General features: G+C 64.6%; 13 protein-coding genes. 10 read left to right on the plus strand and 3 right to left on the minus strand.

Going from position 1 to position 12986, the window contains the following annotated elements:
• The first annotated feature begins 45 nt into the window (after nucleotides 1-45).
• The 10 genes from IB262_RS11140 (at nucleotide 46) to IB262_RS11185 (ending at nucleotide 10071) form a co-directional block, all read left to right on the plus strand.
• Nucleotides 46-789, plus strand: a complete 744-nt coding sequence (locus IB262_RS11140; protein ID WP_051659113.1) for a FadR/GntR family transcriptional regulator — start codon at nucleotides 46-48, stop codon at nucleotides 787-789.
• A 111-nt stretch (nucleotides 790-900) separates the two neighbouring features.
• Complete coding sequence (locus IB262_RS11145) at nucleotides 901-1860, plus strand: substrate-binding domain-containing protein (RefSeq protein ID WP_051659114.1); 960 nt, start codon at nucleotides 901-903, stop codon at nucleotides 1858-1860.
• 74 nt (nucleotides 1861-1934) lie between these two features.
• The gene (locus IB262_RS11150; protein WP_082566297.1) at nucleotides 1935-3479 is read left to right on the plus strand and encodes a sugar ABC transporter ATP-binding protein; all 1545 of its coding nucleotides are present in this window, start codon (nucleotides 1935-1937) and stop codon (nucleotides 3477-3479) included.
• Nucleotides 3476-4468, plus strand: coding sequence for an ABC transporter permease (locus IB262_RS11155; protein ID WP_034787896.1), 993 nt, complete (start codon nucleotides 3476-3478; stop codon nucleotides 4466-4468). The genes IB262_RS11150 and IB262_RS11155 overlap by 4 nt, the downstream gene beginning before the upstream one ends.
• A 108-nt stretch (nucleotides 4469-4576) precedes the next feature.
• A complete protein-coding gene (locus IB262_RS11160; RefSeq protein ID WP_034787900.1) occupies nucleotides 4577-5362 on the plus strand; it encodes an SDR family oxidoreductase in 786 nt (261 codons plus the stop codon).
• A gap of 19 nt (nucleotides 5363-5381) precedes the next feature.
• The gene (locus tag IB262_RS11165) at nucleotides 5382-6494 is read left to right on the plus strand and encodes a mannonate dehydratase (protein ID WP_034787903.1); all 1113 of its coding nucleotides are present in this window, start codon (nucleotides 5382-5384) and stop codon (nucleotides 6492-6494) included.
• A 9-nt stretch (nucleotides 6495-6503) separates the two neighbouring features.
• Nucleotides 6504-7397, plus strand: a complete 894-nt coding sequence (locus tag IB262_RS11170) for an SMP-30/gluconolactonase/LRE family protein (RefSeq protein ID WP_034787905.1) — start codon at nucleotides 6504-6506, stop codon at nucleotides 7395-7397.
• Entirely contained in the window at nucleotides 7394-8416 is a 1023-nt protein-coding gene (locus IB262_RS11175; protein WP_034787909.1) for a hypothetical protein, read from the plus strand. Before IB262_RS11170 ends, IB262_RS11175 begins: the two co-directional genes overlap by 4 nt.
• 42 nt (nucleotides 8417-8458) lie before the next feature.
• Nucleotides 8459-9301, plus strand: coding sequence for a fumarylacetoacetate hydrolase family protein (locus tag IB262_RS11180; RefSeq protein WP_192356991.1), 843 nt, complete (start codon nucleotides 8459-8461; stop codon nucleotides 9299-9301).
• A 20-nt stretch (nucleotides 9302-9321) separates the two neighbouring features.
• Nucleotides 9322-10071 carry an SDR family oxidoreductase gene (locus IB262_RS11185; RefSeq protein WP_192493557.1) on the plus strand — a complete coding sequence of 250 codons (750 nt, stop codon included), beginning with the start codon at nucleotides 9322-9324 and terminating at the stop codon, nucleotides 10069-10071.
• A 117-nt stretch (nucleotides 10072-10188) separates the two neighbouring features.
• Here the strand turns inward: IB262_RS11185 and leuB are convergent, their stop codons facing one another.
• The 3 genes from leuB to IB262_RS11200 all read right to left on the minus strand — a co-directional run bounded on the left by leuB (nucleotide 10189) and on the right by IB262_RS11200 (nucleotide 12978).
• Nucleotides 10189-11298 carry a 3-isopropylmalate dehydrogenase gene (leuB, locus tag IB262_RS11190; protein ID WP_192493558.1) on the minus strand — a complete coding sequence of 370 codons (1110 nt, stop codon included), beginning with the start codon at nucleotides 11296-11298 and terminating at the stop codon, nucleotides 10189-10191.
• 64 nt (nucleotides 11299-11362) lie between these two features.
• The gene (locus tag IB262_RS11195; protein WP_060539375.1) at nucleotides 11363-11608 is read right to left on the minus strand and encodes a hypothetical protein; all 246 of its coding nucleotides are present in this window, start codon (nucleotides 11606-11608) and stop codon (nucleotides 11363-11365) included.
• Nucleotides 11590-12978 (minus strand): amidase, encoded by a 1389-nt coding sequence (locus IB262_RS11200; RefSeq protein ID WP_060521842.1) that lies wholly within the window; start codon nucleotides 12976-12978, stop codon nucleotides 11590-11592. The genes IB262_RS11195 and IB262_RS11200 overlap by 19 nt, the downstream gene beginning before the upstream one ends.
• Nucleotides 12979-12986: the final 8 nt, after the last annotated feature.

The following is a 12986-nucleotide window of genomic DNA, read 5'->3' on the forward strand; positions in this document are numbered from 1 at the left end:
CTGCAATCTGGACCAACAAATAAGGCATCGCAGGGAGGAGAGCCGGTGAGCAGTTCGGTAAGGGAAGAGGTGTTGTCGGGCGTCGAGGCCGTGGAGCCGGGCAAGACCTCGGCCGTCGATCGGCTGGTCGAGCAGATCCGCGACATGATTTCTGAGCGTGGCCTTGGTGTCGGTGACGCGTTGCCGACCGAGCGTGATCTCGGCGAACAGTTCCAGGCCGGCCGCAACACCGTGCGCGAGGCGCTGCAGGTGCTGCGCGCCTATGGCATGGTCGAGACCCGGCCGAAGGTTGGCGCCGTGATCAGCGGTGGCCACGGCGAGGCGATCCGCCGGCTCTTTGCCTTTCACAACGGTATCTCACCGGACTCGTTTCATGACCTGCAGGGCTTCCGCCGCATCATCGAGACCGGTGTCGGCGAACACATCATCCTGACGGCCAGCGACGCCGATTTCGACCGGCTCGATGCGATCAATTCCAGGATCCTTGAGGCCGAGAGCGTCGAGGCAGCCGCACAGTGCGACTATGAGTTCCATTCGGCGATCGTCGAACTCTCGGGCAACCGCACGACGCTTGCCGCCTATCACATGCTGCGTTCGGTGATCGAGGAGGTCATGCGGCTCGGCAAGGCCGAACGTCCGGTGCACGCGGCGACCTTCGAGGCGCATGCCGAGATCATCCGGGCGCTGAGGGCGCGCGACCGCATCGCCTATGTCTACCTGATGAGCCGTCATCTGGAGTTCGGCATCCGCTTCGTCGATGCCGTGCCGGGCAGCTCGCAGCCACGATAAACATTTGGAGATTGGGTCCGAACCGCGCTTCACGCGGTGCGGGCAGCCATTTGCCGGATTTTCGCCCGTTGGTCCGGCGGCACGAACAGGGCACTTGGGAGGAGAACCAATATGAGCAACATGAAACGTCTGGCGCTTGCCGCACTTCTTGCCACCGTCAGCTTTGCGCCGGGCGCAGCCTTTGCTGGCGGCAAGGCGATCGCTGGCATCGTCTTCCAGCAGGACCAGTATTTCCGCGGCATCCAGATCGGCATGGAGAAGGCTGCGGAAGCCGCCGGCGACGAGCTTCTCGCCGGCAACAGCGACAGCAAGCTGGAGAAGGAAGCGCAGCTCATCGACACCTACATCGCTCGCGGCGTGAACTCGATCGTCGTGGCGCCGCTTTCGGCCGATGCCTCGGTGCCGGCGCTGAAGAAGGCGCGTGATGCTGGCATCACGGTCGTCACCTACGGCACTTCGGCCAATGGCGACGTCGCCCAGGCGACGGTGACGAGCTCGGACCGCGATATCGGCATCGGCACAGGCAACGCCGCAACCGACTTCCTGAAGACCCTCGGCAATGGTGGCAAGGTCAAGATCGGCACGCTCGCCTTCAAGGCACTGCTGCCTGAACAGTCGAACGCCCGCGTCGACGGGTTCTTAAGCGTCGTCAAGGACCAGGTCGATATCGTCGCCCAGCAGGATGCCTGGCTTGCCGAAAAGGCGCTCGCGGTCGCAAGCGACATGCTGACGGCCAATCCCGATATCCAGGTGATCTACGCTGCCAACGAGGGCGGCACGATCGGTGCGGTCCAGGCCGTGAAAAAGGCAGGCCTCGAAGGCAAGGTCTTCGTCTTCGGCACCGACGGTTCCGAGCAGCTCGCCAACATGTTGCTGAATTCCGACAACGTACTGCAGGCAACGACGGCGCAGCAGCCGCTCGAGGTCGGCAAGCAGGCGATCGAAGCGGCACAGAACCTGCTCGACGGCAAGAAGATCGAGACCAAGGTCAACGTGCCGGTGCTGCCTCTGACGCGCGCCGATACGCAGGCGGTCGCGGCCTACAAGGAAGGCCTGAAGGCGCTGAAGTGATTGGGTTTTGACGTCAGCCGAGCGGCGGGACATCGCGCCCGCCACTCCCTCGTCTTGCACAGCAGGAAATCCGCATGAGCTATCCGCAACCGAGTTCAGCCGCGTTGCAAGGGGTGCAGGGACGGCTGGACTTTCGGGCCGTGACCAAGCGTTACGGTCCGACTGTCGCCCTCTCCGAATTCACCCACAGCTTCGCCCCCGGCCAGGTGCATGCCCTGATGGGCAAGAACGGCTCGGGCAAATCAACGCTCGTCAAGCTGCTTGCCGGCGTCACCGAGCCGACATCGGGCACGATCAGTGTCAATGGCGAGGATCGCCATTTCACCTCGCCGCATGATGCCTTTGCCGCCGGCATCGTCACCGTGCACCAGGAGCTCTCGCTGGTGCCGGAACTTTCTGTCGGCGAGAACATCTTTCTCGGCCGGCTGCCGCATCGGCGTCGCGCCGGTTTCAGCGTCGTCGACTGGGCGGGCCTGCACAAGCGCGCCGGCGAATTGCTTGCCGACATGGGGCTTGCGATCGATTCCCGCCAGCCGGTTTCGGCGCTGAGCGTCGGCCAGCAGCAGGTGGTGGAAATCGTCAAGGCGATGTCCTTCAACCCGTCGATCCTGCTCTTGGACGAACCGACCTCGGCGCTGGCGTCGCGCGAGGTCAAGCAGCTCTTCGCACTGATCGAACGGCTGCGCGCCCGCGGCGTGACGATGATCTACATCACCCATCGGATGAGCGAGCTTTTCGAGATTGCCGATACCTGCACGGTGATCCGCGACGGCCATTACATCGGCGCGGTCGAGATGAAGGCGACGACGCCTTCGGCGATCGTCGGCATGATGTTCGGCGATGCCGCCCGCGCAACGCGGCCGCCGCGGCGCACGCTCGATCGCACCCGGCCGGTGCTCGAGGTGCGGGATCTCAGCCGCTCCGGGCATTTTCAGAATGTTTCTTTCGATCTCTATCCGGGCGAAATCCTCGGAATCGCCGGCCTGCTCGGCGCCGGGCGCACCGAACTGATGAGGGCGATCTTCGGCGCCGACCGGATCGACAGCGGTTCAGTGACGTTCAACAGTCGCGATATGACCGGTGCCAGCCCACGCGACATGCGCAAGGCGGGACTCGGCTACACGCCGGAAAATCGCAAGGAGGTCGGCCTCGTGCAGTCGCTTTCGACCGCCGACAATCTCTGCATGGCGAGCCTCGGCCCGATCTCCAACAGAGGCTTCATTTCGCGCCGCCGCGAACAGCCGCACGTGCGCCGCCAGATCGCCGATCTGCACATCAAGTGCGGCGATCCGGAACTGCCCGTGTCGTCGCTGTCGGGCGGCAACCAGCAGAAGGTGGTGATCGGCAAATGGTTGAACCGGCAGCCGTCGGTGATGTTCTTCGATGAGCCGAGCCGCGGCGTCGACGTCCAGGCCAAGCGCCAGATCTTCGACATCATCTGGCAACAGGCCGCCGATGGCCTTGCCAGCCTCTTTGTCTCGACCGAGCTCGAGGAGGTGCTGGAAGTCGCCGACCGCATCCTCGTCATGCATCACGGCGCCGTCGTCGCCGAAGTGGATCCGACGAAAACCGACCTGACCGAACTCTACGGCCTGTGCATGGAAGGGGCCAAGCAATGACACTCGTGAGCCAGACCACGGAAACAGGCGGACAGAACACGCCGCTCAAGTTTCTGAAAACCTACCCGATGGAGATCATTCTCGCCGCATTGGTGATTTTCCTGATCTTCGTCGCACCGGGCTTCGCCTCCACCAGCAATGTCTTGAACGTGCTGCGCACCGTCTCGATGCTCGGCATCATCGCCTTCGGCATGACGGCGGTTATCATCAGCGGGGAGATCGATCTCTCGGTCGGCGCCGGTGCCGCGCTCGCCGGCTGCATCGTTGCCTGGTTCGCCGACCGTTTCACCGACACGTTCGGTGACTGGGGCGCGGTCACCGTCGGTTTTGCGGTGGCACTTCTGCTCGGCTTCTCGCTCGGCTATCTCACCGGCCGTTTCCGGCAGTGGTTCAACGTGCCGACCTTCATCACCACCCTGGCGCTTTTCGCGGCACTCCGCGGTGTCGCCAATTTGATCACCGGCGGCTTCCCGATGTCGTCCTTCCCGCTCGGATTCGATTTCCTCGGCGGCGGTTATCTCTTCGGCATTCCGTTCCCGGTCTATATCTTTGCGCTGACCTTCGCGGCGATGCACTTCCTGATGAAGTACACAAGCTTCGGCCGTGAGGTTTACGCGGTCGGCGGCAACATGGAGGCGGCACGTCTCTCCGGCATCGACATCTGGAAGGTGAAGGCGCTGACATTGGGCCTGACCGGCGCGCTAACCGCCGTCTCCGGCACGCTGATCGCCTCGCAGATCGGGGCCGGCACCGGGACGACGGCGACCGGCATGGAACTCGACGTGATCGCGGCCGTCATCATCGGCGGTACCTCGCTCTTTGGCGGCAAGGGCCGGATCTGGGGCACGCTGATCGGGGTGCTCTTCCTTGGATGCATCTCCAACGGCATGACGCTGATGAATGTCAGCGAATATTGGCAATACGTCGTGCGCGGCGGGATCATCCTCGGCGCCGTGCTCCTGAACCAGGTTCTGGAACGGGTGCGCTGAGACCGGCGCGGGGTGTCCGCATCCCGCTCCCCCTTATGACCAACGATCACGCTTATGATCTCGGGTCGACGCCGGCCCGGATCATCGCGATCCATCGCGGAGACAATCATGACTGAATTCAAGGGAAAGATCGCGCTGGTCACCGGCACGTCCGGGATCGGGCTTGCCTCGGCGATCCGGCTCGCCTCGTCAGGCGCCACCGTGCTTGCCTGTGGCAACGACGTCGCCACCAACGAGATCTTCGACCGCATAGCCAAAGAGCGCGACTTGCCGATGTCGACCCGACTGACGGACGTTGCCGTGGAAGCAGAGGTCGAAGCGGCCGTGCGCGAGGCGGTGCTGCGCCACGGCGGCCTCGACATCATCGTCAATGCCGCCGCCGTTCACCCCTATGGCACCGTGCTCGACACCAGCGCCGAGACCTTTGCGCGCTGCCTGTCGGTCAATGTCGGCTCGATATATCTCACCGGCCGCTTCGGCATTCCGGAAATGATGAAGCGCGGCGGCGGCGCGATCGTCAACATCTCCTCGGTGCAGGGTCATGCCTGCCAGCAGAACGTCGCCGCCTATGTCGCTTCCAAGGGCGCGATCCATGCGCTGACCCGCGCCATGGCGCTCGATCATGCGGCGGCGAAGGTCCGGGTCAATTCGGTCAGCCCAGGCTCGGTGCGCACGCCGCTGCTATCGCTTGCAGCCCGCACCTATGGCGGCGAGGGCGTCAGCGAGGCGGAAGCCTTTGCCCGCTTCGGCGCTGCACACCCGATCGGCCGCATCGGCGAGCCGGAGGAGGTGGCCGAGCTGGTCGCTTATCTCGCCTCGGATCGCGCCGCCTTCGTCACCGGCTCGGACTTCCGCATCGACGGCGGCCTCACCGCCGGCATCGGCGTCAAATAATCGGATAGGAAACGACAAGATGAAAATCGGCCTTGGGCTCTACCGGGAGCAACTCACCCCGGATAACTTTCAGTTTGCCTTGCAGGCGGGCGCGACCCACGTCGTCGCGCATCTCACCAACTATTTCGCCGGCAAGGATCCGAAGATCGACAGTGGCGACCAGGGCGGCTGGGGTGATTGCTCCGGTGACCGGCTCTGGACTTACGAAGAGCTGTCGGCGCTGGTGAAGGACGTGCGGGCCGGTGGGCTGGAAGTGGCGGCGATCGAGAACTTCTCGCCGCGCTTCTGGCATGACGTGTTGCTCGACGGGCCAGAGCGGGCGCAGCAGATCGAGGGGCTGAAGCAGCTCATTCGCGACGCCGGTCGCGCCGGCATTCCCTGCATCGGCTACAATTTCTCGCTTGCCGGCGTCTATGGCTGGACCCGCGGCCCCTATGCCCGCGGCGGTGCGGAATCCGTCGGCTTCGGCGTCGAAAACAGCATCGCGCCAAGCCCGGATGCGCCGATCCCAGACGGCATGGTCTGGAACATGCGCTATCGTCGTGGCGTCGCCGGCGCTGCCTCCGTTTCCGTCAGCTCGGCGGAGCTCTGGGACCGCCTCAGCCACTTCCTGAAGGAGGTCGTGCCGGTCGCCGAGGAGGCGGGCGTGGTGCTCGGCGCTCACCCGGACGATCCGCCAGCCGAGGAACTGCGTGGCACCGCGCGGCTCGTCAACCGTCCGGAGAAGTACGACCGGCTGATGGCGATCGTCGACTCGCCCTCGAACGGGCTCGAACTCTGCCTCGGCTCGCTGCAGGAAATGCCGGGAGGGGATATCTACGAGCACGTTCGTCGTTTTGCCCGCTCCGGCCGCATCGGCTACATCCACTTCCGCAACGTACGCGGAAAGATGCCGCGTTATGTCGAGACCTTCGTCGACGAGGGCGATATCGACATGGCCGAAATCATCCGCATCCTGCGCGACGAAAACTACCAGGGTGTGATGATCCCCGACCATACGCCGGCCATGACCTGCGGCGCCTCCTGGCATGCGGGCAAGGCCTTTGCGCTCGGCTACATGAAGGCGCTTGTGCAGAATGCCGAGGCGCTCGGCCCCGCGCGTTCGATCCCGACAAGCATCGCAGCGGAATAGGAGGCGGAGATGGCCCGTGAGCTCGTCTGTGTCGCGCCCGTCGGCGACCGCTGCGGCGAGGGCGCCGTCTGGTCGGCGGAAGAGGCGGCGCTCTACTGGACCGACATCAACCGCTTTCTGATCCACCGCTATGACGAGGCGACGTGCGCGGTCAGGACGTGGCTCTTCGACGAGCCGGTGGTGGCGATCTCGCTGACCCGTGAAGATGGGCGTCTGCTCATCGCTCTCGGCTCGAAGCTCATATGGTGGTGGCCCGAAACCGACCGGCGGCAGGATCACGGCTTCGTCCTGCCCGGTTCACCGCGTGTTCGGCTGAATGACGGTCGCGCCGATCCCCTCGGAAACTTCTGGGTCGGCTCGATGAAGAACAACGTGCTTCCGGATGGCCAGCTTGGCGACGTTGCCCCGGGCGAGGGCATCCTCTACCGGATCGCACCCGATGGCACCGTCACCGAATGGCGGCATGGCCTCGGCATTTCCAACACGCTCTGTTGGAGCCCGGATCGAAGCACCTTCTACTTCGGCGATACGCTGGCAAACGAGATTTACGCCTTCGACTATCATGCCGTGGACGGCTCGATTTCCGGCGAACGACCCTTCTTCACCGGTTTCGATCTCGGCGCGCCCGACGGCTCGGCGATCGACAGCGAGGGGTTCCTCTGGAACTGCCGTTATGGCGGTGGCTGCATCGCCCGTGTTGCGCCGGATGGCAGCCTTGCCGAGACGATCGATATGCCGATCACCAACATCACCACCTGCACTTTCGGTGGCGCCGACCTGAAGACGCTTTACATCACCACGGCCGGTGCGGGGCCAGCCGAGCGTCTCGCCGGCAGCCTCTATGCCATGCGCGTCACGGTCGCCGGCATGCCGGAAAACCGGTTCGGGGCGGCTACAAAGTGAGCGCGGAGACCACACGGCGCGCGCTCGCCTGGGCGCATGGCTGCCTCTCGGTGCAGTCGCTCGGCGGCATGCTCGGCCCGGTGCTGTTCCTGCTTCCGGACGGGCGGCAAGTCAGCCCCTTGCAAGTTGCGCCTTGGGGCAACGATCCCGAGCGCGAGACGCTGCCGGAAATCCTGAAGGAATTGCGTGGCGAGTGGCCGTGTGTGCCTTTCGGCAGCGACGCCAGCCGCACGCTTCCTGCAGGCTGGTCCGTAGACGGTGAGAGTTTCGACGGCGCCGGCGTGCCGCATGGCCATAGCTCCAATGTCCATTGGGCGTGGGGTGCCTGCGACGACCGCCAGATAGCGATGGAATGCCATTATCCGGAGAACCATCCGATCCGACTGTTGCGGCGGCAGATCGTGCCGGATCCAAATGCGCCCTCCATCGACATCACCCTGGAAATCGAGGCCCGGCGTCCGTGCCGCCTGCCGATCGGCCTGCATCCGACGTTCCGACTGCCGAGCCGTCCCGGTTCGGTCACGATCGAACCCGGCGCCCATGATCGCGTCTGGAGTTTTCCCGGCGATGTCGAACCGGGCGCGGCTCTGTTCTCGCCCGATCGGCAATGGTTATCGCTCGGCAAGGTCGAGACGCGCAAAGGTGTCATGCTCGATGCGTCGCAGGTGCCGCTTGTCGAGGAGACCGAGGACCTGCTGCAGCTCTCGGGCATCGACGGCAGCCTCGCGCTCCACTATCGCGACGAGGGTTTTCGCGCGCGGCTCACTTGGCAGAACGAGCATTTCCCAAGCTTGCTGCTCTGGTACAGCAACCGCGGTCGCAAGGCCTACCCCTGGAATGGGCGGCACGTGGCGCTCGGCGTCGAGCCGATCGCATCCGCCTTCGATCTCGGACCGGCTGTCTCCACGGGCGACAGCCCCATCGCGGGATCCGGCGTTGCAACGGCGATTGCCTTCGAACCCGATCAGACCTTCACCACCCGCTATCGGCTTTCCGTCGAAGCCGCTCCGATCGGCTGAATGGTCGCTCGCTGAGACATATCCAACTGAAAGGCCAAGAGAATGAAATTGTTGCGTCTCACCGTCGACGGCTCTGCCGTGCCCTGCATCCTCGATGGCGAGGGCAAGGCGCGGGACGTGTCTTCGCTCGTCCAGGACTTCACGGCGGAGACTTTGCCTAGTGTCTTGGCAGTGCTCTCCGGCGCCGATTTCGCGGCGCTCCCTGTGATGCCGGTGGTCGATGCGGACATCCTGCCGCCGGTCGCAAGGCCCGGTACAATCTGGTGCGTCGGCCTCAACTACTCCGACCATGCGGAAGAGGCGGGACTGCCAGTGCCGTCCGAACCGATCCTCTTCAACAAGGCGGCCGGCACCTATTGCGGCCCGAACGCACCGCTTCTCCACACCGAGAAAATGTCGAAGCTGGACTGGGAGGTCGAGCTCGGCATCGTCATCGGCAAGCAGGCGCTCAACGTATCGCGCGCCGAGGCTATGGACCATGTCCTCGGCTACACGATCGTCGACGATGTCTCCGAACGTGCCTGGCAGATGGAGCGTGGCGGGCAGTGGGTGAAGGGCAAGAGCTTCCCGAATTTCTGCCCGACGGGCCCCTGGCTTGTGACGAAAGACGAGGTTCCGGACCCGCAGGCCCTGTCGATGTGGCTCGACGTCAACGGCGAGCGCATGCAGGCGGGTACGACCGCGCGCATGATCTTCGACGTCGCGACCATCGTCTCCTACATGAGCGAGTTCTGCGTGCTGGAGCCCGGCGATCTCATCTGCACCGGCACGCCCCCCGGCGTCGGCATGGGCAAGAAGCCGCCGCGCTATCTTGGGCCCGGTGACGTGGTCGAACTCGGTATCGATGGACTCGGCCGCCAGCGTCAGGTCGTTCAATCCCTCTAGACATGCAGAAGGGTCTCACCATGAAGGAAAAGACGGGACGTTTGACCGGGGGCATTGCCGTGGTCACGGCTGCCGGCCAAGGCATCGGCCGCGCGGTCGCCGAACGACTGATGGCTGAAGGCGCCGAGGTCCACGCTAGCGACATCAATGCCGAGCTGCTCACCACCCTCGACGGCGCCGCGACGACGCGGCTCGATGCGACGGATCATGTGGCGGTCGGTGCCTATTTCGACGCCTTCGCCCGGGTCGATATCCTCGTGCACGCGGTCGGTTACGTGCATCAGGGCACGATCGAGGAATGCTCGCCCGCCGATTGGCGGCGCTCGGTGAACATTACGCTCGACAGCGCCTACAACGTCATTGCCGGCGCAATCTCGAAGATGAAGGCCAATGGCGGCAGCATCATCACCATCGGATCGGTTGCCTCCTCGATCAAGGGTTTCCCGCGGCGTGCCGCCTATGGCGCCGCCAAGGGTGGCGTCATAGGCCTGACCAAGGCGGTGGCAGCTGACTACGTTTCTCAGGGCATTCGCTGCAATTCGGTCTGCCCCGGCACCGTCGCGTCACCCTCCCTGGAAGAGCGCATCGGCGAACTTGGCGAAAAGCTTGGAAGCCGGGATGAGGCCTACCGGTCCTTCATCAGCCGCCAGCCGGCCGGCCGGTTCGGCACGGTCGAAGAAGTCGCCGCCATCTGCGCCTTCCTCGCCTCCGACGAGGCGGCCTTCATTACCGGCCAGGCAATCAACATAGACGGCGGCATCACGATCTGAGACGCCGCATTCTCGCAGGGCCGTGAAATGCAAAACACCTCCGGATGCGCTCCGGAGGTGTTGGTTTTCGTAGGCCTGTTGGCGTCGGCGTGACGCCGATCCGGGATCGGTTGTCGCTTACGCCGACAGCGCCTTGAACTCGGCAAGGATGGCGTCGCCCATCTCGGTGGTGCCGACCTTCTTCGCCCCTTCGGCCATGATGTCGCCGGTGCGGATGCCCTGGTCGAGCACGGTGGCGATCGCCTTCTCCAGATTGTCGGCTTCCTTCACCAGGTTGAAGGAGTAGCGCAGGCACATGGCAAACGAGGCGATCATGGCGATCGGGTTGGCAATGCCCTGGCCGGCAATGTCGGGTGCCGAGCCGTGCACCGGCTCATAGAGCGCCTTGCGCTTGCCGCTGACACCATCCGGTGCGCCGAGCGAGGCCGAGGGCAGCATGCCGAGCGAGCCGGTGAGCATCGCCGCCACGTCCGACAGCATGTCGCCGAACAGGTTGTCGGTGACGATGACGTCGAACTGCTTGGGCTGGCGCACCAGCTGCATGCCGCCGGCGTCCGCCAGCATGTGCTCGAGCTGGACGTCGGAGTACTTCGCCTTGTGCGTCTCGGTCACCACCTGGTTCCACAACACGCCCGACTTCATGACGTTGCGCTTTTCCATCGAGCAGACGCGGTTGTTGCGGGTGCGGGCCAGCTCGAAGGCGACGCCGGCGATGCGCTCGATCTCGTAGGTGTCATAGACCTGGGTGTCGATGCCGCGCTTCTGGCCGTTGCCGAGATCGACGATCTCCTTCGGTTCGCCGAAATAGACGCCACCGGTCAGCTCGCGCACGATCAGGATGTCGAGGCCCTCGACCAGTTCGGGCTTCAGCGACGAGGCGGCGGAAAGCGCCGGGTAGCAGATCGCCGGGCGCAGGTTGGCGAAGAGTTCGAGATCCTTGCGCAGGCGCAGCAGACCGGCTTCCGGGCGCACCTCGTAGGGCACCGCATCCCACTTCGGACCGCCGACGGCGCCGAACAGCACCGCATCGGCGGCAAGCGCCTTTGCCATGTCCTCTTCCGAGATCGCCTGACCGTGGGCGTCATAGGCCGAACCGCCGACCAGGCCCTCGTCCGTCACGAAGCCGGCACCAAGCTCGGCATTCATGTAGGCGATGATTTTGCGGACTTCCGCCATGGCTTCCGGGCCGATGCCGTCGCCGGGGAGGATGAAAAGTTTGCGGGCCATTGTCGGCACTCCTGTGGTTTTCAGTCGGTGTAAAGCGGCACGGCCGCGTTGATAATGATGCGGGCTAGACCGCTGCCTTCGCGCCTTCGATCTGTCCGATGCGCTCTCGCAGCGTGTTGGCGACAGCCTGCGAAGCCGGAGCGAGGGCGATTTCAAGATTGGCGTTGCCGCCGTCTACCTCGATCGCGAGTTTCGAGACGCTGACGCCGAGCCGGCGAACGATGTCGAGCAGGCGGGAAACGATGTTTTCGAGATCGCCGCTTTCGATGGTGTAACGCATGGTGTTGCTCATCATGCGACCTTTGGCCATGGGCGCTGCTGAGGGCGCATTGTCTCGAAGGCACGCGCGAGGCGCAGCACGCCGATGTCGTCGAACTGCTGGCCGATGATCTGCAGGCCGATCGGCAGGCCGCCCGAGGTGTAGCCGCAGTTGAGCGAGATTGCCGGCTGGCCGCCCATGTTGACGGCGACTGTGAAGGCGATGTGTTCGAACGGCTTCTGCGGGTCGTTGACCGGCGAGGCCCATTCGGCCGGATAGGAGGCCGTCGGGGCCGTCGGCGACAGGATGAAATCATAGCCGGAAAGTGCCGCATGCAGCGCGTTGCGCATGGCGTCGATCTGGGCGAAGCCGGTATAGACCTCGCGGCCGGAGAAATTCTCGGCCGTTTTGATCCAGTCGAAGATATAGGGCAGGATCTGCGCCTGTTTTTCCGGCGAGAGGCGCGACACGTCTTCCCAGCCGCGCGCCCGCCAGAAGCGGTCGAGACCGTCGATCATTTCGCGCGTCAGGAAGGGGCCGATCGGCTCGATGATCGCGCCGGCATCGGCAAAGAGCTGTGCCGCCTTCTTGACCGCCTGTTCCGTTTCTTGCGTGACCGACTGGCCGAAGCCGGCGTCGAGCCAGAGGCCGATCTTCAGACCCTTCAGATCACGATCAAGATCGAGCCAGGGGAGATCGGCATAGGGCAAGGACATCGTGTCCCGGGCGTCTGGCTGCGACAGCACCGACATGTAGAGTGCCGTGTCGACGACCGTCCGGGTCATCGGGCCGGCAACGCGGCCGATAAAGGGCGGGTTGATCGGCACGCGGCCGGCCGAAGGCTTGAGCCCGACAATGCCGCACCAGCCGGCCGGCAGCCGGACCGAGCCGCCGATATCCGTGCCGATGTGAAGCGGACCATAACCGGCGGCCGAAGCAGCACCCGCACCGGCGCTCGAGCCGCCCGGATTGGCTGAGAGGTCCCAGGGGTTGCGGGCCAGCTTGTGGAAGCTGGAAAGGCCGGAAGACAGCATGCCGTAGTCCGGCATGGTGGTCTTGGCGAGAAGGATGCCGCCCGCCTCTCGGGTGCGGGCTGCCGGCGGCGCGTCGGCGGCTGCAGGCGTCAGCGACACGGCAGCACAGCCGAGCGGCACGGCGGTGCCCTTGGTTGCGATGTTTTCCTTGATCGTCACCGGCACGCCGTCGATTGCGCCCAGAGGTTCACCCTTTGCCCAGCGCTCTTCCGATGCCTTGGCGGCCTTGCGCGCCTCGGCCGGGTCATAGGCCCAAAGCGCGTTCAGCTTTGGCTCGGAAGCGTCGATGCGGGCAATCACCGCTTCGGTGACCTCGACGGGGGAAAGCTTCTTCGAGCGGTAGGCGTCGACGAGATCGACGGCGGAGAGATCGGCGAGTTCGGACATGGGGCACT

This window comes from Ensifer sp. ENS02, assembly GCF_014851885.1.
In the GTDB taxonomy this organism is placed as follows: Bacteria; Pseudomonadota; Alphaproteobacteria; order Rhizobiales; family Rhizobiaceae; genus Ensifer; species Ensifer adhaerens.

Bases quoted from the DNA above. Each gene is read 5' to 3' on its own strand.
- IB262_RS11145 (WP_051659114.1), top strand. From the start codon at position 901: ATGAGCAACATGAAACGTCTGGCGCTTGCCGCACTTCTTGCCACCGTC.
- IB262_RS11150 (WP_082566297.1), top strand. From the start codon at position 1,935: ATGAGCTATCCGCAACCGAGTTCAGCCGCGTTGCAAGGGGTGCAGGGA.
- IB262_RS11155 (WP_034787896.1), top strand. From the start codon at position 3,476: ATGACACTCGTGAGCCAGACCACGGAAACAGGCGGACAGAACACGCCG.
- IB262_RS11160 (WP_034787900.1), top strand. From the start codon at position 4,577: ATGACTGAATTCAAGGGAAAGATCGCGCTGGTCACCGGCACGTCCGGG.
- IB262_RS11165 (WP_034787903.1), top strand. From the start codon at position 5,382: ATGAAAATCGGCCTTGGGCTCTACCGGGAGCAACTCACCCCGGATAAC.
- IB262_RS11170 (WP_034787905.1), top strand. From the start codon at position 6,504: ATGGCCCGTGAGCTCGTCTGTGTCGCGCCCGTCGGCGACCGCTGCGGC.
- IB262_RS11180 (WP_192356991.1), top strand. From the start codon at position 8,459: ATGAAATTGTTGCGTCTCACCGTCGACGGCTCTGCCGTGCCCTGCATC.
- IB262_RS11185 (WP_192493557.1), top strand. From the start codon at position 9,322: ATGAAGGAAAAGACGGGACGTTTGACCGGGGGCATTGCCGTGGTCACG.
- leuB (WP_192493558.1), bottom strand. From the start codon at position 11,298: ATGGCCCGCAAACTTTTCATCCTCCCCGGCGACGGCATCGGCCCGGAA.
- IB262_RS11195 (WP_060539375.1), bottom strand. From the start codon at position 11,608: ATGGCCAAAGGTCGCATGATGAGCAACACCATGCGTTACACCATCGAA.
- IB262_RS11200 (WP_060521842.1), bottom strand. From the start codon at position 12,978: ATGTCCGAACTCGCCGATCTCTCCGCCGTCGATCTCGTCGACGCCTAC.